The organism is Phycicoccus sp. Soil802 (assembly GCF_001429605.1).
Classification (GTDB): Bacteria; Actinomycetota; Actinomycetes; order Actinomycetales; family Dermatophilaceae; genus Pedococcus.
This window is the reverse complement of sequence record NZ_LMSS01000005.1, coordinates 182,354-205,122: the sequence shown is the minus strand read 5'-3', so window position 1 is coordinate 205,122 and position 22,769 is coordinate 182,354. Positions and strand designations below refer to the sequence as shown.

General features: G+C 71.5%; 17 protein-coding genes. 12 read left to right on the top strand and 5 right to left on the bottom strand.

From position 1 onward, the window contains the following. Window positions 1–5: 5 nt before the first annotated feature. A complete protein-coding gene (locus ASG91_RS12065) occupies window positions 6–461 on the bottom strand; it encodes a CoA-binding protein (RefSeq protein ID WP_056922891.1) in 456 nt (151 codons plus the stop codon). 68 nt (window positions 462–529) lie between these two features. On the opposite strand from ASG91_RS12065, the gene ASG91_RS12060 reads away from it, so the two are divergent. Next, the gene (locus ASG91_RS12060; protein ID WP_056922890.1) at window positions 530–1,591 is read left to right on the top strand and encodes an LLM class F420-dependent oxidoreductase; all 1,062 of its coding nucleotides are present in this window, start codon (window positions 530–532) and stop codon (window positions 1,589–1,591) included. A 102-nt stretch (window positions 1,592–1,693) separates the two neighbouring features. Here ASG91_RS12060 and ASG91_RS12055 read toward each other — a convergent pair whose 3' ends face one another. Further along, window positions 1,694–3,880 carry a VCBS repeat-containing protein gene (locus tag ASG91_RS12055; protein WP_056922889.1) on the bottom strand — a complete coding sequence of 729 codons (2,187 nt, stop codon included), beginning with the start codon at window positions 3,878–3,880 and terminating at the stop codon, window positions 1,694–1,696. A 189-nt stretch (window positions 3,881–4,069) separates the two neighbouring features. Here ASG91_RS12055 and ASG91_RS12050 point away from each other — a divergent pair, with 189 nt between their 5' ends. Next, complete coding sequence (locus ASG91_RS12050) at window positions 4,070–5,242, top strand: acyl-CoA dehydrogenase family protein (RefSeq protein WP_056922888.1); 1,173 nt, start codon at window positions 4,070–4,072, stop codon at window positions 5,240–5,242. Window positions 5,243–5,402: 160 nt separating this feature from the next. Here the strand turns inward: ASG91_RS12050 and ASG91_RS12045 are convergent, their stop codons facing one another. After that, window positions 5,403–6,674: an LCP family protein gene (locus tag ASG91_RS12045; RefSeq protein WP_235545585.1), complete on the bottom strand. Its 1,272-nt coding sequence runs from the start codon at window positions 6,672–6,674 to the stop codon at window positions 5,403–5,405. A 187-nt stretch (window positions 6,675–6,861) separates the two neighbouring features. Here ASG91_RS12045 and ASG91_RS12040 point away from each other — a divergent pair, with 187 nt between their 5' ends. From ASG91_RS12040 to ASG91_RS11995, 10 genes are all read left to right on the top strand, one after another. Next, a complete protein-coding gene (locus ASG91_RS12040) occupies window positions 6,862–8,400 on the top strand; it encodes an LCP family protein (RefSeq protein ID WP_056922887.1) in 1,539 nt (512 codons plus the stop codon). Continuing rightward, entirely contained in the window at window positions 8,397–9,437 is a 1,041-nt protein-coding gene (locus tag ASG91_RS12035) for a glycosyltransferase family 2 protein (RefSeq protein ID WP_082594189.1), read from the top strand. Before ASG91_RS12040 ends, ASG91_RS12035 begins: the two co-directional genes overlap by 4 nt. Before the next feature lie 150 nt (window positions 9,438–9,587). Next, window positions 9,588–13,070 carry a bifunctional glycosyltransferase/CDP-glycerol:glycerophosphate glycerophosphotransferase gene (locus tag ASG91_RS20685; RefSeq protein WP_056922886.1) on the top strand — a complete coding sequence of 1,161 codons (3,483 nt, stop codon included), beginning with the start codon at window positions 9,588–9,590 and terminating at the stop codon, window positions 13,068–13,070. 71 nt (window positions 13,071–13,141) lie between these two features. Further along, window positions 13,142–14,833: a glycosyltransferase family 39 protein gene (locus tag ASG91_RS12025; RefSeq protein ID WP_056922885.1), complete on the top strand. Its 1,692-nt coding sequence runs from the start codon at window positions 13,142–13,144 to the stop codon at window positions 14,831–14,833. Beyond that, complete coding sequence (locus ASG91_RS12020; protein ID WP_056922884.1) at window positions 14,830–16,032, top strand: glycosyltransferase; 1,203 nt, start codon at window positions 14,830–14,832, stop codon at window positions 16,030–16,032. The genes ASG91_RS12025 and ASG91_RS12020 overlap by 4 nt, the downstream gene beginning before the upstream one ends. Window positions 16,033–16,154: 122 nt before the next feature. Continuing rightward, window positions 16,155–16,967, top strand: a complete 813-nt coding sequence (locus ASG91_RS12015) for an ABC transporter permease (protein ID WP_056922883.1) — start codon at window positions 16,155–16,157, stop codon at window positions 16,965–16,967. Next, window positions 16,967–17,716, top strand: a complete 750-nt coding sequence (locus tag ASG91_RS12010; RefSeq protein WP_056922882.1) for an ABC transporter ATP-binding protein — start codon at window positions 16,967–16,969, stop codon at window positions 17,714–17,716. The genes ASG91_RS12015 and ASG91_RS12010 overlap by 1 nt, the downstream gene beginning before the upstream one ends. Next, on the top strand, window positions 17,713–19,758 hold the full coding sequence (locus ASG91_RS12005; RefSeq protein ID WP_056922881.1) for a DUF5941 domain-containing protein: 2,046 nt from the start codon (window positions 17,713–17,715) through the stop codon (window positions 19,756–19,758). The genes ASG91_RS12010 and ASG91_RS12005 overlap by 4 nt, the downstream gene beginning before the upstream one ends. After that, window positions 19,755–20,561 carry a CDP-alcohol phosphatidyltransferase family protein gene (locus tag ASG91_RS12000; RefSeq protein WP_056922880.1) on the top strand — a complete coding sequence of 269 codons (807 nt, stop codon included), beginning with the start codon at window positions 19,755–19,757 and terminating at the stop codon, window positions 20,559–20,561. The genes ASG91_RS12005 and ASG91_RS12000 overlap by 4 nt, the downstream gene beginning before the upstream one ends. Continuing rightward, window positions 20,561–21,550 (top strand): glycosyltransferase, encoded by a 990-nt coding sequence (locus ASG91_RS11995; RefSeq protein ID WP_056922879.1) that lies wholly within the window; start codon window positions 20,561–20,563, stop codon window positions 21,548–21,550. The genes ASG91_RS12000 and ASG91_RS11995 overlap by 1 nt, the downstream gene beginning before the upstream one ends. Before the next feature lie 14 nt (window positions 21,551–21,564). Here ASG91_RS11995 and ASG91_RS11990 read toward each other — a convergent pair whose 3' ends face one another. Both ASG91_RS11990 and ASG91_RS11985 read right to left on the bottom strand, forming a co-directional pair. After that, the gene (locus ASG91_RS11990; RefSeq protein WP_200961292.1) at window positions 21,565–22,029 is read right to left on the bottom strand and encodes a DUF2304 domain-containing protein; all 465 of its coding nucleotides are present in this window, start codon (window positions 22,027–22,029) and stop codon (window positions 21,565–21,567) included. Window positions 22,030–22,053: 24 nt separating this feature from the next. Continuing rightward, entirely contained in the window at window positions 22,054–22,722 is a 669-nt protein-coding gene (locus tag ASG91_RS11985) for a glycosyltransferase family 2 protein (protein WP_056922878.1), read from the bottom strand. Window positions 22,723–22,769 lie beyond the last annotated feature (47 nt).

The window sequence follows — 22,769 nt, the reverse complement described above, 5'->3', positions numbered from 1 at the left end:
GGCTCCTAGCGGGCCATGCCCGCCGAGCGGACCCCACGCCACTCGATGCGAGGGCAGGTGTCCATCACGACGTCGAGCCCGACCTTGCGGGCCCGGTCGGCGGCGGCCTCGTCGACTACGCCGAGCTGCATCCAGATGGCGTCGATCAGCAGCCGGTCCTTGTTGGCGATCGCGTCGTCCACGACCGCGCCGACGTGCTCGGAGTTGACGAAGCAGTCGACGACCTTGATGTCGGTGCCGTCGGGGATGTCCGAGAGCGTCGCGTAACCCTGCTCACCGTGCACCGTCTCGGCCTTGGGGTGCACGGGGATCAGGCCCTTGCCGAGCTCGACCTTGAGCCATCGGGAGACGCCGAACGCCTCTCGCTCCTGGTTGTTCGAGAGTCCCACGACGACCCAGATGCCCGGGTCGATGAGGAGCTCGCGAATGAGGTCGGGGTCGTTCCGGTGGCGAAAGCTCATGGCCTCAGCATCACACGGAGCAGCTGCCTTGGGGAGGGGCAGTGGGGAGAGGCAGTAACGTCGGCGCCATGAAGTTCGGACTCTTCGTGCCACAGGGCTGGCGCATGGACCTCGTCGGCATCGACCCCAGCCAGCACTGGGGGGTGATGGCTGGTCTGGCGCGACGCGCCGACGCCAACGAGGACTGGTCCTCGATCTGGGTGTTCGACCACTTCCACACCGTGCCGGTCCCCAGCGAGGAGGCGACCCACGAGGCGTGGACGCTGATGGCTGCCTTCGCCGCGGTGACGGGGCGCGTGCGGCTGGGTCAGATGTGCACCTGCATGGCCTACCGCAACCCGGCCTACCTCGCGAAGGTCGCCGCGACGGTCGACATCATCTCCGAGGGTCGGGTGGAGATGGGCATCGGCGCTGGCTGGTACGAGCACGAGTGGCGGGCCTACGGCTACGGCTTCCCCCGGGCGGGGGAGCGGCTCCGTGCGCTGGACGAGGGCGTGCAGATCTTCCGCCAGATGTGGACCACCGGCTCGGCGACCTTGGCCGGCAAGCACTTCCAGGTCGACGGCGCCCGCTGCTACCCGCAGCCCCTGCAGGGCACGGCGGTCCCCGGGTCCAAGCACAACGGCATACCGATGTGGATCGCCGGCGGTGGCGAGAAGAAGACGCTGCGAATCGCCGCGCAGTACGCCGACTACACCAACTTCGACCCGACCCCCGAGGTGTTCGCGGCCAAGAGCGAGATCCTCAAGGGCCACTGCGACGACGTGGGTCGCGACTTCGGTGAGATCGTGCGCAGCAGCAACCTCAACGTCTTCATCGGCAGCACCGAGCGGGAGGTCGAGGACCGCTTCGCCAGCCTGCGCGACCGGCTGCTGTCGGTGGGCTCTCCCGAGGCGCGGGTCGACCAGCTGTTCGCCGACTACCGCAAGCAGGCCACGGTGGGCACCCCCGAGCAGGTGGTCGAGAAGCTCAAGGCGCTCGAGGGGCTCGGCATGACCTACGCGATCCTCAACTTCCCCGAGGGCGCCTACGACACGACGGGCATGGCGCTGTTCGAGCGCGACGTGATGCCCGAGCTCCTCGACCGCGCGGAGCACGGCCACCTCTGGCACCTGCCGCGTCGCCGCTGACGCAGCCCGCACGAGGACGGGCGGTGTGCAACGTGGTGACCACGCCGCACACCGCCCGTCGGTGTCTCGGTTGCCGGTGTCCCGGTCCTCCGTGTCCCGGGGTCAGGAGGTGAACGAGTACGGCCCCCAACCGGTGCCGACCAGGTAGACCTCGTTGCCGTCGAACCGGCCGTCACCCACCACGAGGTAGGCGAGCAGCTTGCCGTCGCCGGTCTTGGCGTAGACGAACGGGTTCGTGCCCAGGAGCTCCGGACCGGCGATCCCCTTGAAGGTGTTCCAGCCACTGCCCACCAGGCGGCGGGCGCTGAAGCCACCCGTGCCGTTGCCCGGGTAGAGCCACAGCCTGGACGTCGAGGCCTCGCGGGCGACGAGGTCCGCGTCGTTGTCGAGGTCGAAGTCGCCGACGCCGACGATGCTGTTCATGCCCTGCCAGCCGGTCCCGAGCCGGGTCCGGGTGGCGAAGGTGCCGAGCCCGGTGCCGGGGTAGAGCCAGAGCTCACCGGTGGACGAGCGGGCGATGAGGTCGGCCCGGCCGTCGCCGTTGAAGTCGCCCGGCGCCAGGGGCAGGTAGCTGCCCCAGCCCGCGCCGACCTGGACCCGGGCGGCCAGCTTGCCGCCGCCCTTGCCGTCGTAGCGCCACAGCTTGCCGCTGGTGTCCCGCGCCAGGATGTCGGCCCGGTTGTCGCGGTTGAAGTCACCGGCGGCCAGGAACGCGTTGTAGATGTTCCAGCCACTGCCGATCTTCACGCGCGTGCCGGCGATCTTGTCCGGGGTGCTGGGGTAGGCATAGAGGTTGCCACTCGCGTCGCGGGCCAGGATGTCCGGGCCGGCGTTGCCGACGAAGTCGGAGGTGCCCTTGGACTTCGGCTGGCGCACGTCGTAACCGTAGAACCCGTCCGGGCCGTCCGCGCGGCGCGCGCCGATGGCGGTCGGCTCCGGGGTGCCGGTCCCGTTCGTCGACGACATCACCGTGAACTCGTTGTCGGTCGGGTCGCTCAGGACCATGAGGTCCACGTCCACATAGAACAGCGTGCCGTCGGGCGAGACCCGCGGGCGCTCGAAGTAGTGGCTGGTGCTGGTCTGCAGGGGAGTGATGGCGCCGGTCGTGGAGAGCACGTTGAGGGCGAAGTCGGTGCCGTCGCCGGTCGTGAAGTAGGTCTTGCCGTTGGGCGCGACCTCCGGGAACCCGGCGTTGGAGGTCCCCGCCACGGGCGCCTTCGTGCCGCCGGCCGCGGCGAGGGTGAACAGGCCCTCGCCCTGCGCGCCGCCGGCCGCGATGAGGGTCGTGGCGGACCGCCAGTCGGCCTGGACGAGCCCGGTCGACCCGCTCACCGCGCTGTCGACCCCGGTGACCACGTCGATCATCCGCAGCGCCGAGCCGGTCACGTCGCCGGTGACGGCGTCGACGGTGTAGCGCGTGTAGACCAGGCGTCGGCCGTCGGGCGAGAAGCTGGGCTCGGCGGCGAGGGTGCCCGCGGGCTGGCTGCTGCTGCGGTAGCCGCCCTCGACCCCACGCGGGCTGATCTCGCTGATCTGGAGGGTCCAGCTGGTGCCGTTGGCGCTGTCCGCGGCGGCCAGCAGGCGACCGTCGGGCGAGTACGCCGGGTCGGCTCCGGTGAGCGTGCTGGGCATGGCGTAGGAGTAGAGGTCCTGCATGAGGAGGGCGCCGGTGCCGTCGCCCGCGCCCACGGTGCCGAAGACGGCATCCGGCACGCCCCAGCCGTCGTTGGTCGCCATGGTCACCCACGAGCCGAGCTGACAGCTGAGGTTGTCCGCGTCGAGCCGATACGTCGCGAGCCCACGCGGGTTGACGGTGCGGTCGAGGAACGAGCTCTTGCCCGCCCCCACGGACCCGATCTGCTTCCAGGCGCCCCCGTCGCGCTGGCGCGAGATGGTGTAGCCGGACAGGCCGAGGTCCTTCCAGTGGATCCAGACCCGGTCGTTGGTGGGGGTCCAGTCGAGCTCGAGGTCGTCGCAGGTGGCCGCGACGGCGACCTCGTCGGGCGCCGCGAGGGTCCGGGTGGCCGGGAGCTGGGGATCCGGCGCCTGGTCGATGGCGGCGGCCTTGCGGGCCGCCGGAGAGGCGACCAGCCGGCTGGTGTCGCCGGACGCCGTGGCGCGACGAGCGGACGCGGCGTGGACCATCGCGTTGACGGCGCGGACCTTGAAGGCCTCGCCGTCGTGCGTGGTCGACGGGCCGGCGGCCTGGGTCGCCGGCACGGCGCTGACGGCCAGGGCCGTGGTCAGGGCAAGGGTGAGTCCCGCGCGGAGGCGGGCAGGGCTGGTCATGGGTGGGGTCCCCCCGAGGAAGTGGCTGACGAGGCCAGGAGCATGGGTCGGGAGTTTCATACCAGTTCGCGGCGACCACGGGGGAGCAACGCTGTGAACCGTGTCCGGTTTGTCGGTGACCCGCAGTGTCGGCAAACCCACACGCGGAGCCGTTCGCACGCGGCATACCAGCGGGTAACCTGAGGGACTGTGAGCACTGGTAACCCCGCCTTCGACCTGTTCAAGATCTCCGAGGACCACGAGGCCCTGCGCGAGGCCGTCCGAGCCGTCGCCGAGGACAAGATCGCCCCGTATGCCGCGGCCGTGGACGAGGAGGCGCGCTACCCCCAGGAGGCGCACGACGCCCTGGTCGCCTCGGACTTCTTCGCCCCGCACATCGCCGAGGAGTACGGCGGTGTGGGCGCGGACGCGCTCGCGACGTGCATCGTCATCGAGGAGGTGGCGCGGGTCGACGCCTCGGCGTCGCTGATCCCGGCGGTCAACAAGCTCGGCACGATGCCGCTGATCCTCGCGGCCAACGAGGACGTGAAGAAGCGCTACCTCACGCCGCTGGCGGAGGGGCGGACGACGTTCTCCTACGGGCTGTCCGAGCGTGAGGCCGGGTCGGACACCGCGGCCATGAGGACGCGGGCCCGGCGCGACGGGGACGACTGGGTCGTGAACGGCCAGAAGTCGTGGATCACCAATGCCGGCGTCTCGGAGTACTACACCGTCCTGGCGGTGACCGACCCGGACGGCAAGCGGGGCAGCAACGTCACCGCGTTCGTGCTGGAGAAGTCCGACGAGGGCTTCACGTTCGGGGAGAAGGAGCGCAAGCTCGGCATCAAGGGCTCCCCGACCCGCGAGCTGCACTTCGACAACGTGCGGATCCCCGGCGACCGGGTCGTCGGCGAGGTCGGTGACGGCCTCAAGATCGCGCTGCGCACCCTCGACCACACCCGGGTGACGATCGGGGCCCAGGCCGTCGGGATCGCCCAGGGTGCGCTGGACTTCGCGGTGTCGTACGTCAAGGAGCGCAAGCAGTTCGGCAAGGCCGTGGCGGAGTTCCAGGGTGTGCAGTTCATGCTCGCCGACATGGCGATGGCGGTCGAGGCGGCGCGGCAGATGGTCTACGTCGCGGCGGCCAAGTCCGAGCGCGGCGACACGGACCTGCCATTCTTCGGTGCTGCGGCCAAGTGCTACGCCTCCGACGTCGCGATGCAGGTGACCACCGACGCGGTGCAGCTGCTGGGTGGCGCGGGCTACGTCCGCGACTTCCCCGTCGAGCGGATGATGCGCGACGCGAAGATCACCCAGATCTACGAAGGCACCAACCAGATCCAACGCATGGTGATAGGCCGCCACCTGCTGGCCGGCCGGTAGCCAGCCATGCGGCATACCCCCTCCCCAGCTTTATCGGGTCAAGGGGGAACGTTGACCTTCGCACAGGTTGTGAACCGGTGCGAAGGTCAATGTTGTTGCCAGACCCGATAAAGCTGGGGCCGGGGTCTGGGGGCAGGGAGGGGAGGCCGTGCGCGTGGGGTCAGTTGCCGGAGGGCTTGCCGTCGGTGCCCTCGGGGGGCGCCTCGAGCGGGGTGTCCTTGCGCAGCAACGTGAACAGCGCCTTGGCACGGGCGGTGTCCCACTTGACCGAGCTGCCGGCGCTGGTCTGGTAGTTGAGGCTCGACAGCGGCACGACCAGGCTGAGGCCCTCGTCGTTGGACACGGCCCGCATGGCGAGCAGCACGCGGCTGGCGTCGCGCATCGAGGTGTCCTCACCGACGATGAGCCCCTGGGCCGCCGCGTGGCTGAACGACCAGTAGCGCGTGGGGATCAGCACCGTCGAGGGGGTCAGGGCCTTCTTCATGATCGCGGCGAGGAACTGGCGCTGGCGCTCGGCGCGACCGATGTCGCCACGCGGGTCGGAGTAGCGGGCGCGGACGTAGCCCAAGGCGTTCGCCCCGTCGAGGACCTGGCAGCCCTTCTTGAGGTTGATCCCGGCCTTCTTGTCGTTCATCGTGAACGGGACGCAGATGTTGACGCCACCGACGCTGTCGACGACCGAGGCGAAGCCGGCGAACCCGATCTCGACGTAGCCGTCGATGTGCAGGTCGGTCACCTGCTCGACCGTCTGCACGAGGAGGTTCGGGCCACCGAAGGCGAATGCCGCGTTGATCTTGTTGCTGCCGTGCCCCGGGATCGGCACGTAGGAGTCGCGGGGCAGGGAGATGAGCGCGGGCTTGCCACCGCTGGCCGGGACGTGGACCAGGATGATCGAGTCGGTGCGCCGGCCGGCCGCGTTGCCGGTGGCGTACTTCTTGCGCTGCTCCTTGGTGAGCCCCGCCCGGCTGTCGGAGCCGACCAGCAGGTAGTTGTAGCCCTTGGAGTCCGCCGGGCGGGTGCCGGCCGGCGTGGTGTCGACCTTGGTCACCGAGTTCCAGGCGTGCAGCGGCGTGAAGACCATGAAGGCCACCCACGCGACGACGAGGAGCAGCACGACGCGACCGACGGGGAACCGGCGCCGGCGGCGGGGCGCGTCGTACCCGTCGTCGTACCCGCCGTGGTCGACCGGTGGCGGGGTGGCGCGAGGCGGGCGGTCGGAGGTAGCGCGAGGGGCCGCGCTGACGGGCATCGCCCGCGTCGCTCCCGAGCCGTCACCGGAGCGCGGCCGACGCCGGCCCCGGACGTCGACGGTGTAGACGCCCTCGCCGTCAGAGTCGCCGCCGGAGCCGTCGCCCGGGCGCGACGCGTCGTCGCCGGACCCCCTCTGGGGGATGGCTCGGGCGTCGTCGGGGCCGTTGCGGCGTCCAGTCATGTCGTCCAGTGTCCAGTGCGCTGCTGTGGACCGGCAAAACGCCGCACGGACTCGCCCGGGTCAGCGCGCGAGCCACGCAAAGCACGCAGAACGGGACGAACCACCCCCCGGTGCACGGATGGGGCGACACTCGGGAAATCCCACGCGTCACAGGAATCACACTGGTGCTGCCTGATACTGGTCCACCATGAGGCCCTCCCATGCCGCGCCCGCGAGCGCTGACGCCGGGGTCTACCTGTCCCGGCGGTCGGGCGGTGGGCTCGGCGACGCCGACTCGCTGACGCCACGGATGCGCCGCCGGCGCGCCTTCACGCTGGTCCTCCTGACCCTCCTCGTCCCCGGCAGCGCCCAGCTCGTGGCCGGTCGCCGCGGGCTCGGCCGGTTCGCCCTGCGCGTCTGGGCCTCGCTGGCGGCGCTGGCCGTGCTGGTCGCCGTCGTGTTCATGCTCAGCCAGTCGCTGGCGATCGGCATGCTCGGGCGCGGGTGGGTGCTGACCGTGCTGCAGTGGCTGCTGGCCGGCTTCGCCGTCCTGTGGGCGGTCCTGTTCGTCGACGCGTGGCGACTGGGTCGCCCGGGGACCCTCCTGCTCACGACCCGGCGCTGGCTCACCGGCGTGACCGCGGCGCTGCTCGTCGTGACCTCCGGTGGCCTCGTGTATGCCGCGAGCTCGGTGGGTGCCGGACGCGACGCGATGAACGCGCTCTTCCAGGGCAACGAGGCGGTGGGGGCGGTCAAGGGCCGCTACAACATCCTGATGCTCGGGGCGGACTCCGGTCGGGACCGCGTCGGGACCCGACCCGACAGCATCCAGCTGGTCAGCATCGACGCCGACACGGGCAGCGCCGTGACCTTCGGCTTCTCCCGCGACACCGAGAACATCAACTTCCGGCCGGGCTCCACGATGGCGCGGCTGATGCCCGAGGGCTGGAACTGCGGCGACGAGTGCCTGCTCAACGGCCTCTACACCTGGGCCCAGGACAACGCCGCCAAGTTCCCGCCCGGCACCACCAACCCGGGGGTCCTCGCCACCCGCGAGGCGGTCGAGGCGCTCAGCGGCCTCGACATCCAGTACTACGTGATGATCGACCTGCGCGGCTTCAAGAAGATGGTCGACGCGGTCGGCGGGCTGGACATCAACGTCAAGTACCGGACCCCGATCGGTGGCGGGACCTCGCCCATCGTCGGCTGGATCGAGCCGGGGGAGCAGCACCTCGACGGCTTCCACGCGCTCTGGTACGCCCGGTCCCGACAGGGGTCCACCAACTACGAGCGGATGGCGCGGCAGCGCTGTGTGATGACCGCGATGGCCGACCAGCTCGACCCGCAGACCGTGCTGGTCCGGTTCCAGAAGATCGCCGGAGCCAGCTCCGGGCTGATCCAGACCGACCTGCCGCAGTCGGAACTCGGCCGGTTCGCGGACCTGGCCATGAAGACGCGGCAGCACCCCATCCGTGGCGTCAACTTCGTCCCGCCCCTGATGAAGCCCTGGGACTACGACGCCACCCTGGTCACCTCGACGGTCCAGAAGACCATCAAGGCGTCCGAGCAGGCTGCGGCGGCCAAGGGCAAGACCTCGAGCGCCAGCAAGACCGCCAGCGCCAAGCCCAAGGTCAGCAAGAAGAAGAAGCCGGCCGCCCAGCCCGGCACAGCGGTGCAGGACCCGAACAAGGCAGCAGGCAACGCGGCGGAGAACGACCTCTCCTCCGTATGCTCAGCAGCCTCATGACGACCCAGCACCACGACGAAACCCCTCAGCCAGCCGAGACGGCGCCCTCCGCCGCGGACCGCAGCACGCCGCCGGCCGTCGGCGTGGTCATGCCGATCCTCAACGAGGAGCGGCACCTGCGCGAGGCGGTCGAGGCCGTGCTCGGCCAGGACTACGCGGGCGACCTGCACCTCGTGCTCGCACTGGGGCCCAGCTCCGACGGCACCGACCAGATCGCCGCGCAGCTCTGCGCCGAGCACCCTGCCGTCCGCAGCGTCACCAACCCGTCGGGGCGTACCCCGGAGGCGCTCAACGCCGCCATCGCCGCCCTGGGGGACACCGACGTGGTCGTCCGCGTCGACGGGCACGGGGTGCTGGACCCCGACTACGTGCGCACGGCGGTGGAGCTGCTCGCCGAGACCGGGGCGGCCAACGTCGGCGGCCTGATGGACGCCGAGGGGGTCACCTCCTTCGAGCGTGCGGTCGCGGCGGCGATGACCTCACGGCTGGGCGTCGGGGCCTCGCGCTTCCACACCGGTGGTGAGGCCGGACCCGCCGACACCGTGTACCTCGGGGTCTTCCGGCGGGAGTGGCTCACCCGGCTGGGGGGCTACGACCCGCGGTTCGTCCGGGCGCAGGACTGGGAGCTCAACCACCGGATCCGCGAGGCCGGTGGGCTGGTCTGGTTCTCACCCCGGCTCCGCGTCGCCTACCGCCCGCGGCCGACCCTGGCCGCGCTGGCGCGGCAGTACCGCGACTACGGGCGCTGGCGCCGGGTCGTGGCCCGCACCCACTCGGGCACCATCAACGCGCGCTACCTCGCCCCGCCGGTCGCGCTGGTGGGCGTGGTCGCCGGCCTCGTCGGCGGCGTGCTGTGGTGGCCCCTGTGGCTGGTGCCCGCGGCATACCTCGTGCTCACCACTGCGGGCGGACTCAGCGTCCGTGACCCGCGGCTGGAGCCGCGCGACCGGGCTTGGCTGCCCGTGATCTTGCCCACGATGCACCTGGCGTGGGGCTGGGGGTTCCTCACCAGCCGCGTGCGCATCGAGCAGGCCTGACCCGTCCGCGGCGTCACCTGAGAAGGCCCTGAACGGCCCGCCGCCGATTGGGGTGGGGAGTGCCACCTGCGTTTAGCATGGCCTGACCCCGACCGACAGACCCTGCAGACCTGCTGCGGACCGACCCCACAGAGAGAGACCCACTTCTCCATGCCTTCGCTGAGCGTCGTCGTGCCCATCTACAACGTGAGCGACTACCTCGTGGCGTGCCTGGACTCCCTGGTGGCCCAGACGCTGGAGGACCTCGAGGTCATCCTCGTGGACGACGGCTCGACGGACGGCTCCGGCGAGCTGGCCGACGCCTTCGCCAAGGACCGCCCGCACTGGCAGGTCCTCCACGTCGAGAACGGCGGCCTCGGCCGGGCCCGCAACATCGGCATGGACCACTCGAGCTCCGAGTTCGTCGCCTTCGTCGACTCCGACGACCTCATCCCGCGCGACGCCTACGAGCTGATGCTGCACGCCGTCTCCGAGAGCGGCTCCGACATCGTCTGCGGTGGCGTGCTGCGCTTCGACGGCGCCAAGACCTTCAACTCCCCGCTGCACCGCAGGGCGATCAAGCGCAACCAGATGCGCACCCACATCCGTGAGACGCCGTCGCTGATCTTCGACACCACGGCCTGGAACAAGGTCTACCGGCGGGCCTTCCTCGCGGAGCACGACCTGCGGTTCCCCGAGGGCGTCTACTACGAGGACATCCCGCTCACCCTCCCGGCGCACTTCCTGGCCCGGTCGGTCGACGTGCTGGTCGACCCCGTCTACCTCTGGCGCGAGCGGCAGACCGCCGTGCAGTCGATCACCCAGCGTCGGGCCGAGACCAAGAACCTCGTGGACCGCCTCTCGGCCGTGGCCGCCGTCGACGACTTCCTCGTCGCGCGAGATGACAAGCAGGGCAAGGCGATCCACGACGCCAAGGTGCTGTCGATCGACATCCCGCTGTTCATCGACGTCCTCCACGAGGGCAACGACGAGTTCCGCCAGCGGGTCGTGGAGCTGGTCGGCAGCTACCTCGAGCGCATCCCGGCGGCTGCCGTCGCCAAGCTCCCGCCGATCCGGCGCCTGCAGTACCACCTCATCTCGAAGGGCATGCTGCCCGAGCTGCTCGAGGTGCAGGACTACTACCGCGTGCCCGCGAACCGCGGCAACTTCGTCCGGTCGGGCGTGCGGCTCTACGCCGACCTGCCCTTCCGCACCGACTCCAGCAAGGGGATCCCGGCCTCGGTCTACGAGACGACCCGCTCCCAGCCGCTGCGCACCGGTGTCCGCGACGTGCAGTGGGACGGCGACTCCCTCGTCGTCGAGGGCCACGCCTTCATCCACCGGGTCCCGGAGGCCACCTCGGTCTCCTCGGTGCGCCGTTTCCAGCTGCGCCGCGTGGGCGCCCCAGCCGGCGAGCGCACGTCCGTCCGCGCCCGCCGGGTGCGCCGTCCCGACCTGACCGCCAACACCACCGGCACGGCGGTGTCCTACGACGCGGGTGGCTTCAGCGCCCGGATCCCGAGCAGCCGGCTGCACCTGGCCCCCGACCAGCAGGAGGCCAGCTACGAGCTGCTGGTGCAGCTCGCCACCCCCGCCGCGCGCCGCGGCTCCAGCGTGGGCAACCCCGAGCTCGGGGCGGGCCGCCACCCCCGACGCCGGCTGATCGCCCCCGACCAGCTCGCGGTGCCGGGCTACGACGCGCGCAAGCTGACCGTCACGGTGTACCGGACCGAAGCCCTCCTGGAGTCGGTGTCCGCCGAGGGGGACAACCTCCGCTTCACCCTGCGCCGGACCGTCGGCGACTGGGACGACGCGGCGCTCTACCTGCGCCGCACCGATGCCCTCCGGGGGCTCAGCATCCCCCTGACCGTCGAGGGCCGCACCGCCACCGCCGTGGTCAGTGCCGACCAGCTCGAGGTGCGGGCGGCGTCCTTCGCCGCGCGCGAGTGGGTCCTCGGCCTCGCCGACCCGGACCAGCCGCTCGACGCGCCGCCGCGCACCCTCCTGCACCTGGCGCCGGAGATGGAGGACGCCTTCGTCACCGTCCGCAACCGCTCGGTCGTCGTGCGCGAGGGCGCCGACGGCGGCGCGCGCCTCTGGGACGCGCGCCCCGGCCCGGTCCTCACGTCGTTCTCCTGGGACGACGAGGGGCTGCACCTCGAGGGCGACGCGAGTGGGTCACGGGTCGACGCGCTCTCCCTGACCACCGGCAGCGGCGCCAGCCACCAGATCCCGGTGACTGCCGAGGGCACCCGCTGGCGGGCCACCATCCCGGCCCGCGGCGAGCCTGGCTCCGCGGTGCTGCGGTGGCTCGAGGACGGTCGCTGGTTCGTCAACCTGACGACCGAGGACGACGGCCAGCGCGAACGCAGTGTGCGGACGGCCAGCACTGCAGAGGCACTGCTCGGCAGCACCGGGGTGGTCGACGGCCTGACCTACCAGCTGCGCTCGGACTCCGCCCACGAGCTGTCCCTCGTGGTCGACGCCTCCGGCGACTACAAGGACCGCGGCGCGCTGCACCGCATGCGCAACCGCAAGTACTACTACCGGCTGCAGCGCCGCCGGCCGCTCGAGGACACCATCTTCTTCGAGGCCTGGAAGGGCCGGCAGTACTCCGACAACCCGCGGGCCATCTTCGAGGAGCTGCAGCGCCAGGGCGACCCGCGCTCCTGCGTGTGGGCCGTGCAGGACCACGCGGTCGAGGTGCCCGAGGGCGTCACCCGGGTGATCACCGGCAGCCGGGACTACTACCGCCGCCTCGGCACTGCCCGCTGGGTCGTGAGCAACGACTCGATGCCGGTGCACTACGTCAAGCGCGATGGCAGCACGTACGCCCAGACCTGGCACGGCACCCCGCTCAAGCGGATCGGGTTCGACATCGAGTCGATCCAGATGTCCAACAAGAACTACCTCACCCAGTTCGCCCGCGACGTCGCGAAGTGGGACGCGCTGGTCTCACCCAACGAGTTCTCGACCGCCATCCTGAGCAAGGCCTTCCAGTACCCGGGGGAGGTGCTCGAGATCGGCTACCCGCGCAACGACATCTTCCACCGGCCCGAGCTCGCGCAGGAGCAGACCGAGGCCACCCGACGACGGCTCGACCTCCCCGAGGGCAAGCGCGTCATCCTCTACGCCCCCACCTGGCGCGACAACGACTACAACGCCAGCGGTCGCTACCAGTTCACGATGAAGCTCGACCTCGAGGCGCTCTACCGCGCCTACGGCCACGACAGCGTGCTGCTGATCCGCGGTCACCAGCTGGTGTCGTCGGAGATCGACGCCGCCATGTTCGGGGGCTTCGTCCGCAACGTGTCGAGCTACCCCGACATCCGCGACCTCTACCTGGTGTCGGACGTCCTCATCACGGACTACTCGTCGGTGATGTTCGACTTCGTCAACACCGGTCGGCCGATCCTCTTCTTCACCTGGGACCTCGCCGACTACCGCGACAACCTGCGCGGGTTCTACTTCGACTTCGAGCAGGACGCGCCGGGACCACTGCTCACCGAGTCCTCCGCCGTCATCGACGCCCTCGGGCGCCTCGACGACGTGACGACGGAGTATGCCGCGCGGTACGAGGCGTTCCGCAAGCGCTTCACCGGGCTGGAGGACGGCCGGGCCGCGGCGCGGTTCATCGAACGGGTGCTCGGCTGAGTGGCGTGACCGACCAGGCAGGCCCAGCCGATACCCTTGCCCCCACCCCGCGCGACCTTCCGGAGGAACCCTTGACCCACATCGAGAACCCGGGGCGCGAGCGCGCCCTGGCGTCCCGAGACGTGGTCGACGACCCCGACCGGACCGAGCCGACCGAGCCGACCGACCCGCGGGAGCAGCCGGGGCAGCCGGAGCGGCGGCGCGACTGGCTCGCCGGGACGCCGTGGTCGCGCGTCGACGTCCTCATGGCGGTGCTCGTCGGGGTGGCCGTGATGGTGCTGGCCTACGTGTTCCGGTCGATCGTCGTGCCCACCGACCCGTGGCACTACGTCCGGTCCGCCCTCGAGTTCCCGTCGGACGACTGGGTCCCGCTCGGCTACACGCGCTACGGCATCATCCTGGCGTCGATGGCCCCGGCCTACGTGTTCGGCAACGCCCAGGTGACCTACTACTTCTGGCCGCTGCTGTCGGCCGGGGTGCTCTCGGGCGCGATCTTCCTGCTGGGTCGCCGGTGGTGGGGGCGGCTGGCCGGACTGGTCGCGGTGCTGCTCTTCGTCTCCAACACGGTCGTCTTCTACAACCTCTCGCGGGGCTACCCCGACATCATGTCGATGGCCATCTTCACCCTCGCCATCGTGGTCGCCCTCGTCTCCCGCGACCGGGCGTCCTGGGACCGGTGGACCGTCGGCCTGGTCCTCGGCGTGGGCTTCCTGCTCGGCTGGGGGTTCGAGACCCGCGAGACCTCGATGCTGGCCTGGCCACTGATCGCCGTGATCCTCTGGCGGCGTGGGCGTTTGGTCCGCACGGCGCTCTTCCTGCTGCTCCCGCTGGCCTTCTGGGCCGCGGTCGACATCGGCATCAGCGCCGTGGCGTACGGCGACCCGCTGCTCAAGCTGCACGTCCTCAGCGGCACCGACATCAGCGCGACCAAGACGGCGACCGGCGAGCTGGCCAACGGCAACCTCGTCAACCAGCCCCGCCTGACCTACTTCACCTTCATCCCCAAGATGGCCTGGGCGATGGCGGGTGGTCCCGCCATGGTGATCATCGGGGTGGTCGCCGCGCTCGGGGTGTTCGTGCGCAACGGCGGCATCCGGCTGATGGCCTGGTGGTTCCTGGGCGTCTACCTGCTCACCGTGCTGGCTGCCGGTGGGCTCGACCCGGCCCACCCGCGTGGCCGGCTCGACATCGCCCGCTACTGGATCCCGTTCGCTCCCGCAGAGTCCCTGGTGGTGGCCGGGATGGCCGCCCTCGCGACCGCCTGGGTCGTCCGGCGGCTCTCGTCGGCCGGGGCGCGGCCCGTGGTCGCCGCGGCCCTGCCCGCGCTCGTGGCCGTCCTCGTCGTGGCCGTCCCGGTCTTCCAGGGGGCGCGCTACGCCACGACGGGCGTGGCCAGCACGGCCTTCGCGGTCAAGGGCGGCGACGCCCTCGAGGAGCTGCGCGACCACCTCGACGCGGAGGACTTCAGCACCCCGAAGGTCTGGACCGACTGGGAGACCGCGCGCATCCTGCCGGCCTACCAGCGGGACTTCTTCGGCGGAGACAAGGTCTGGCAGGGCAAGCCCGAGTCGATCACCGGCAAGGGGGCCAAGCCGGTCAGCGGTGACTACGTCCTGCTGTTCCAGCCCGGCTCGCGCACCTGCGGCTTCTGCCTCACCGCGCTGTACCCGTGGACGATCCGGAACCCCTCGGGGCCGCCGTCCACCTGGGAACCCGTCTTCGAGTCCGACGCACGCAACCTGACCCTCTACCGCGTTCGGTGACCGCGCTCCCGGGCCGGACGCCCCTCCTCAGCGTCGTCGTGGCCGTCTACGACGTCGAGCGCTGGGTCCGTGAGTGCCTCGAGTCGGTGGCGCAGGTCGTCCCGCGCGACACCGAGGTCATCGTCATCGACGACGGGTCCACCGACTCCAGCCCCGCCATCTGCGACGAGATCGCCGCCGGACGCCCCGGCTGGCGGGTCGTGCACCAGGCGAACGCCGGGCTCGGCGCCGCCCGCAACGTCGGCATCGACCTCGCGACGGGGGAGTACGTCGGCTTCGTGGACGGCGACGACGTGCTGCTGCCGGCCTACGCCGACCTGGTCCGTCGTGCCGTCGTCGACGGGGTCCACGTCGCGACCGGTGCCGTCAACCGCACCGACGGCGAGCGCGACTGGCCGAGCAGCCTGCACGCCCGGGCCCTGCAGGACGTCGGCGACCACGTGGTGCTGGTCGACGACCCGTCCCTCATCTTCGACACGACCGCCTGGAACAAGGTCTACCGGCGGTCCTTCCTCCTCGAGCACGGCTTGCGCTTCCCCGAGGGCGTGCTCTACGAGGACCTGCCCGTCACGGTGCGGGCGCTGCACTTCTCGGGCCCGGTGGCGGTCGTGCACGAGCCGGTCTACCGCTGGCGCAGCCGGCAGGGAGAGCGCTCGATCACCCAGCGGCGCAACGAGCTCGTCAACCTCACCGACCGGTTCGCGGCGGTGCGTGACGTCGACGAGTTCCTCGAGGAGCAGCAGCTCCTCGACCTGCGCGAGCACCACGACGTCAAGGTGCTCCAGCTCGACCTCCCGCTCTACACCGCGGCCCTGCCGGAGTCGGACGGCGCGTACCGCGCGGCATACCTCACGTTCTTCCGGCACGTGGTGTCCGGGCTCCCGCAGCGGCTCCTGGACGCGCAGCCCCCCACGCTGCGGCTCTACGTCGCGCTGGCCGACGCGGGCCGGATGGACGACCTCGTCAAGGTGGTCCGCGCCCGGCGCGGCCGCAAGGCCTGGGCCGACGACGACCGGGGCCGGCTGGAGCGGGCCCGCGACAACCTCGCCAGCTTCGCCATCGAGCGCGACGTGAGTCCCGCGACGACCGTGCAGCTGGTCCGGCGGGCCACGACCAGCACGCTCAAGGCCCTCCTCCCCGAGCGCCGCAAGCAGCAGGTCGGTGCGCTGCTGCGCCGGCTCCGCGGCCAGGGCGGCTGAGCGGTGCGGAGCAGTGCAGTGCCGGGTATGCCGTGTGGCGTACGCTCGGTCGGCGGGTTCGCCGCGAGAAGATGGCCTCCGATGGAACCGCCGCGGGCGCGGCACACGACAGGCAAGGACGAATGAGACTCATCTCCCGGACGCAGGCCATCGCGGCCAAGCGGAGTGTGCTCTGGACCCTCATCGTGCGTGACCTCCGGGTCCGCTACTCGCGCAGCGTGCTCGGCTACGTCTGGACCGTCCTCGACCCGCTCCTGATGTCGCTCATCTACTTCCTCGTCTTCGTCTACATCTTCAAGCGCGGCGACATCGGCCACAAGCCGTACTTCCTCTTCCTCGTGATCGGGCTGCTGTCCTGGCAGTGGTTCTCCGGCTGCCTCACGGACACCTCGCGGGCCCTGATCCAGGAGGCGAAGCTGGTCCGGTCGACCAACCTCCCGCGCGAGATCTGGGTGCTGCGGGTGGTCTTCTCCAAGGGCATCGAGTACCTGCTGTCGCTGCCGGTGCTGCTGGCCTTCACCGCGATCTACTTCGTCAAGCACGACACCCACCTCAACTGGTGGCTGCTGATGTTCCCGTTCGCGATCGTCGTGCAGGCGGTGGCGCTCACCGGGCTCGGGCTCCTGCTGGCCCCGGTGACGGCGCTCGTCACCGACATGCAGCGGGTGATCCGCATCTTCATGCGGATGCTCTTCTACGCGACCCCCGTCATCTACGCCAGCCACGTCGTCCCCAAGCCCTACGACAAGGTGACCTGGCTCAACCCGATGACCGGCATCCTCGAGATGATGCGCGCCGGGTTCTTCTCCCACGAGGGCAAGCAGGCGATCTCGTGGGGCGCCATCATCGCCTCGCTGGTCGTGAGCGTCGTGCTGCTGTTCATCGGCAACACCATCTTCGGCCGGCTCGAGCGCGCCGTCCTGAAGGAGATCTGATGGCCGATCCCGTCATCTCCGTGCACGACCTCGGGGTGGAGTTCTACCGCTCGCGTCGTCGCCGGATGCAGCTGCGCGAGCTGCTGTTCCACGGTCGCAACAGCGCGCCCAAGGAGTCCTTCTGGGCGCTGCGCAACATCAGCTTCGACATCCACGCCGGCGAGGCGGTCGGCCTGGTCGGCGGCAACGGCGGCGGCAAGAGCACCCTGCTCAAGATGATCGCCGGAGTCTTGCTCCCCGACGAGGGCTCGGTCGAGGTGACCGGGGGCGTCGCCCCGCTCATCGAGCTGACCGGTGGCTTCGTCGGCGAGCTCTCGGCCCGCGACAACATCTACCTCACGGCCGGCCTGCACGGCCTGAGCAAGGAGAAGATCGAGGAGCGCTTCGACGAGATCGTCAGCTTCGCGGGACCGGAGGTCCGGGCCGGGCTGGACACCCCCTACCGGCACTTCTCCTCGGGCATGAAGGTGCGGCTCGGCTTCGCCGTGGTCACCACGCTGGACGAGCCGATCGTCCTGGTCGACGAGGTGCTGGCCGTGGGCGACCGGGCGTTCCGCGAGAAGTGCTACAAGCGGATGGAGGCCCTGCTCGCCGACGGTCGCACGCTCTTCCTCGTGTCCCACTCCGAGAGCGACCTCAAGCGGTTCAGCACCCGCGGTCTCTACCTGCGCAAGGGACACCTGGAGATGGACGGCCCCATCACCGACGTGCTGGACCGCTACAACCACGACCTGGATGCCGGGGCGTGAGGCTCGACGAGCAGCCCTTCGTCGGCAGCGTGGCTGCCCGCGCCGTGCACGGACACTCGGCGGGCGGGTCGGTCGCCTTCCTCGGCACCGACGAGCCGTCGGCCGACCTGCGCGAGTCGCTCGACCCGTTCGGCCTGTCCCTGGCCGGTCCATGGGGTCCGGCCCGCCCCGACTGGCTGGCGTCGCTGGCCTCGCTGGCCGAGGGCGACGACGCCGCGCCACTGGTGCTGGTGGCCGCCGACCTGACGATCAGCCCGGTGGCCCTCCTCGACCTGCTCGACCGCCCCGGCGACCCCACCGCAGCCGTCACCGTCGAGCTGCCCGCGCTCCGCACCCAGGGCACCGACCTGACCCTCCTCCGGGTGCACCCGGAGCAGAAGCTCGTGCACTCGGTCGGCACCACCCACCACACGGTCACGGCGCCCACCCACCTCGGCCTCGGCGTCGTGCGGCTCTCCGGCGCGCACCGCGCCCGGGCCGCGCAGCTCTGGCGGGCCGCCTCCTCGACGCCCGCTGCGGCCGACCCCACGGTCGACCCCTTCGACCTGGCGCTGCTCGTGCTGGTGCGCGGCGGGATGCCGGTCGGCTCGTCCCCCTTGGGGCCGTTCGCCTTCCGGCGGGGGAGCGACGAAGCGCCGGGCGCCCGGGGGTCGGCCTGGCAGCAACGACTGCGCGGCGCCTCCCGCGGCGGTGACGGTTACTTCTCGACCCGCGTGATCCGACCCATGTCCCGTCGCGTCACGGCGGTCGGCCTGCGCCAGAACTGGACCCCCAACGCGGTCACCGTCACCAGCCTCGGTGTCGGGCTCGTGGCGTCGGGCCTCGCCGCGGTCGACAACCGCTGGGCCTGGGTGGCCGCGGCGGTCCTGCTCCAGGTGGCGATCGTCATCGACTGCGTCGACGGCGAGATCGCCCGGTTCACCCGCAGGTTCAGCGCGCTCGGGGCTTGGCTGGACGCCGTCGGTGACCGGATCAAGGAGTACTCGCTGATCGCGGCGGTGGCCGTCGTGGCCGAGCGCCGCGGGACCGACCTCTGGGTGCTCGCGATCCTCGCGATGGTGCTCATCACGGCCCGCCACCTCGAGGACTACGCCTACGTCCACCGCAGCCGGGTGGCCAGGGCGCACGAGACGCCCGACCTGCTGCCGGTCGACGCACCCCGCGACCTCGGGCCGGAGGGCGCCCGCCTGGCGATCCCCCCGGCGCGCCGAGGGCTCGCCGAGGCGGTGTTCTGGACCAAGAAGGTGCTCCACCTGCCGATCGCCGAGCGCTACCTCCTCCTTTCCGTCGGCCTGCTGACCTTCCACCCGCAGTGGCTGCTGTGGGCGATCACCCTCGCCGTCGCCTTCGCGCTGGTCTGGACCCAGGGCGGGCGCACGGTCAAGGCGGTGCTCGGCCTCGACGACCACCGCGCCGACGACACGCTGTCCGCGGAGCACTGGGGCCACCTCGACCACCAGGCCGACCTCGGGCCGGTCGCCCGGCTCGCGGGCCGCATCCTGCCGGCGCCGCTCGCCGTGGCCCTCCTCGGGGTGGTGGTCCTGCTCGGCGCGGCGGTGGTGGCCTGGCGCACGCAACAGCCCTGGGTGGCGGTCGCGCTGGTCGCCGTCGGCGTGCTCCTCATCGGCGCGGGCGCGCACCCCCCGCTGCAGAGCCCGTTGGCCTGGCAGCTGCCCACCTTCCTCTGGGCCGCTGAGTCGGTCCTGGTCATCGGCCTCCTGGTGGCCACCCCCGGCGTCGAGCGCTGGACCGGTTTCGCCTACCTCGCCGCCGTCGCGTGGCACCGTTACGACGTGGTCTACCGGCTGCGCGACACCGGGTCACCCGCGAGCGCGTGGGTCGCGCTGGTGACCCTCGGGGTCGACGGCCGGATGCTGCTCCTCGTCCTCGTGTGGGCCGTGGGCGGACCTGTGCAGGCCGTCCTCGCGTGGGGTGCCCTGGCCTTGATCGCCGTGTATGCCGTGGAGTCAGCCCTCGGGTGGCGCGCCTGGGCGCGCACCGAGGCCGGCCCGGTCACCTCGGGTGAGGAGGTGCTGGCGTGAACCACGACCCCTCGGACAACCACCCGTCGCTCGCCGAGCTGCGCGCCGTGGCGCAACCCCCCGAGCACATCGCGCGCTACAACGCCGAGCACTGGGCCGGGGCCCTCTACATCCGCCACCTGTCCGTCTACGCGACGCGTGCCCTGCTGCCCACCCGCATCTCGCCGAACGGCGTCACCTGGCTGATGATCCTCGTCGGGGTGGTCGGGGCGCTGCTGCTCCCGCTGCCCGGCGTCGTCGGCCCGCTGCTGTGCGTGCTGGCCATGCAGCTGCAGATCCTGCTCGACTGCAGCGACGGCGAGGTGGCCCGCTGGCGACAGCGGTTCTCGCCCGCAGGCATCTACCTCGACCGGATCGGCCACTACGCCACGGAGGCCGCCATCCCCGCGGCGCTGGGGCTGCGGGCCGACGGCTGGTCTCTCTCGGACCCGGGCGACGTGGGCGGCTGGACGGTGCTCGGGCTGCTGGTCGCGCTGGTGGTCCTCCTCAACAAGGCGTTCACCGACCTGGTCCACGTGGCGCGCGCGAAGACCGGGCGCCCGGTGCTCGAGGACGTGGCCGCCACGACCCGCTCCAAGGTGTCCGGCCTCGCGGCGGTCCGGCGCGCGATGGGCTACCTCCCGATCTTCCGCGCCTTCGTCGCCGTCGAGGCCTCGCTCCTCGCGCTGGCAGCAGGCATCGTCGACGTGGTGCGGGGCGACCTGCTCGGCACGCAGGTGCTGGTCGCCGTGATGGTCCCGCTGGCGCTCGTCACCGCGGGCGGGCACCTCGTCGGCGTCCTCACGAGCTCGCGGCTGGACTGATGGCAGGCGGCAGCGCACCCCACCGGTCGGCCCGCGTCCTGCAGTGGGCGCAGGAGCACGGCGAGGTGGGTGGGGTGCACGCCAGCCACCGCCAGCTGACCCAGGCGCTGCGCGCCGAGGGGTATGCCGTGGGCTACGTCGACACCGGTGCCGCCGCCCGGGCGGTCCGCTCGGTCCCCGGGTGGTGGGGTCGTCGCACCCTGCACCTGTTCCACATCACCCGGCTCTGGCGCGCCGTGGTGCTGGCGCCGCTGTTCGCGGTGCTGCCCGGCCGCAGCGCCGTCGTACTCCACTCGGGCTCGACGCTCCGCCAGATCGAGCGCCTGGGTGGGGCCGGCAGCGCCGTGCTGCGGCTCGCCCTGCACGCCTACGACGAGATCTGGGCCGTCAACGACGAGATCCGCGCGGTGCTGCCCGACTCGCTCCGCGACCGGGTGCGGGTGGTGACGCCGTTCGTGCCCACCCCCGCCGACCCGGCGGTCGAGGCTCCCCGGCGTGACCCGCACGCCGTGTCCGTGGCGACCAACGCCGGGCTCGCGCACTACCACGCCGAGCTCGCCGTCGAGGCGGTGCGCCTCGTCCGCGCGGCCGCCTGGCCCGACGCCACCCTCCGGGTGCTGGCCTACGGCCACGACGGCGAGCACCTGGGTCGGCTGCGCGCCGCCGTGGCTCCACTCGACTGGGTGACGCTGACCTTCGACTCGCCCGCCGAGGAGGTCCGCGCAGTCCTCGCGTCGTCCGGGGTCTTCCTGCGGCCGACGGACTGGGACGGCGACTCCGTCACCGTGCGCGAGGCGCTCGACGCCGGTGCCCGCGTGGTCGCCAGCGACACCGCGCCCCGCCCGCTCGGGGTGGAGCTCTCCGCCCTCGACGCTGCTGCCCTGGCGGTGGCCCTGGAGCGCGGTGGCCGCCCGAGTGACGGAAGCGGGCTGGCCGTCGACACCCTGCTGGTGGCTGCCGAGGCGGCCCTGGCGACGCTCGAGACCTGACGGACCGACGCGCGTCAGGCCTGCTCGGTCGCGGGAGGGGCGTCGCCGCCCGCGTTGCTGCCCTCGTCACGGCGCGGCGGCACGGTGGGGCTCGCCGTCGTGCCCGCCGTCGGGCTGCTGGTCGGACCCGTCTGGCTCGGGGTCGACTCGGCGCGGACCTCGTCGAGCGCGAGCCGGCGGGCCAGGCGGGTGTAGCGGGCCTCGAAGTCACGGAACCGCAGGTAGGTGGTCACGGTGAAGCTGAGGAAGGCCACGACGAGGGCGTAGAGGACCAGGTCGGTGCCGCGCCGGACGCCGGCGACGGCGGCCATCCGGTTCCACAGGTTCGGGAAGAGGATCGAGACCACGGCAAAGGCGGCGAAGAGCATCAGCCCCAGTCGGCGCACCGCCTGGGAGCGGGCCCCGCGCGACCGGAACAGCCGTGCGGCCACCACGACCACGACGACGATCAGCAGGACCTGGATCAGCACGATGTTCATGTCAGCGGGCTCCTGTCGACCGGCTCATCGCAGGATCAGCTCGGCCAGGATGTTGACGGCGTTCCAGAGCGACTGGCCCTTGGCCTTGGAGTAGTCGGTGTAGAGGATGTGCACCGGGCTCTCGGCATAGCGGATGTCGAGCGCGCCGATCTGCTGGACCAGCTCGGAGGCGTGCGCCATCCGGTTCTGGGTGATCTCGAGCTGCTCGACGACCTCGCGCGAGATGAGCCGCAACCCGTTGTGGGCGTCGGTCAGCCGGGTGTGGGTGGTCAGGTTGGTGTAGCCGACGGCCATCCGCAGGACGAGCTTCTTGAGCACGCCGGCGTCGGTGCGGTCGTCGAGGAAGCGCGACCCGAACACGACCGCGAGGTCCTCGGCGCGGGCCTTCTCGAGCATCGCCAGCACGTCCGAGGTCTGGTGCTGCCCATCGGCGTCGAAGGTGACGACCCACTTCATGTCGGGCCGGGTGAGCGCGTACTCGAACCCGGTCTGCAGCGCAGCGCCCTGCCCCAGGTTCACCGGGTGCTGGACCACGACTGCTCCGGCCGCTGCCGCAGCGGCCGCGCCGCCATCACGGGAACCGTCGTCGACGCACACCACGTTGGGGAACGTCTCGCGGGCCTGGGCGACCACATCGCCGATCACCTCGGCCTCGTTGTACAGAGGCACCACGAGCCAGACGTCGTCGTTCATCGCGCCCCAGCCTAGTGGTCGCCGCCGGTGGGGTGCCGCAGCCGCCC

Excerpts from the sequence above, each read along its gene's own strand:
- ASG91_RS12065 (WP_056922891.1), bottom strand. The coding sequence starts at position 461 with ATGAGCTTTCGCCACCGGAACGACCCCGACCTCATTCGCGAGCTCCTC.
- ASG91_RS12060 (WP_056922890.1), top strand. The coding sequence starts at position 530 with ATGAAGTTCGGACTCTTCGTGCCACAGGGCTGGCGCATGGACCTCGTC.
- ASG91_RS12055 (WP_056922889.1), bottom strand. The coding sequence starts at position 3,880 with ATGACCAGCCCTGCCCGCCTCCGCGCGGGACTCACCCTTGCCCTGACC.
- ASG91_RS12045 (WP_235545585.1), bottom strand. The coding sequence starts at position 6,674 with ATGACTGGACGCCGCAACGGCCCCGACGACGCCCGAGCCATCCCCCAG.
- ASG91_RS12040 (WP_056922887.1), top strand. The coding sequence starts at position 6,862 with ATGAGGCCCTCCCATGCCGCGCCCGCGAGCGCTGACGCCGGGGTCTAC.
- ASG91_RS12035 (WP_082594189.1), top strand. The coding sequence starts at position 8,397 with ATGACGACCCAGCACCACGACGAAACCCCTCAGCCAGCCGAGACGGCG.
- ASG91_RS20685 (WP_056922886.1), top strand. The coding sequence starts at position 9,588 with ATGCCTTCGCTGAGCGTCGTCGTGCCCATCTACAACGTGAGCGACTAC.
- ASG91_RS12015 (WP_056922883.1), top strand. The coding sequence starts at position 16,155 with ATGAGACTCATCTCCCGGACGCAGGCCATCGCGGCCAAGCGGAGTGTG.
- ASG91_RS12010 (WP_056922882.1), top strand. The coding sequence starts at position 16,967 with ATGGCCGATCCCGTCATCTCCGTGCACGACCTCGGGGTGGAGTTCTAC.
- ASG91_RS11995 (WP_056922879.1), top strand. The coding sequence starts at position 20,561 with ATGGCAGGCGGCAGCGCACCCCACCGGTCGGCCCGCGTCCTGCAGTGG.
- ASG91_RS11990 (WP_200961292.1), bottom strand. The coding sequence starts at position 22,029 with ATGAACATCGTGCTGATCCAGGTCCTGCTGATCGTCGTCGTGGTCGTG.
- ASG91_RS11985 (WP_056922878.1), bottom strand. The coding sequence starts at position 22,722 with ATGAACGACGACGTCTGGCTCGTGGTGCCTCTGTACAACGAGGCCGAG.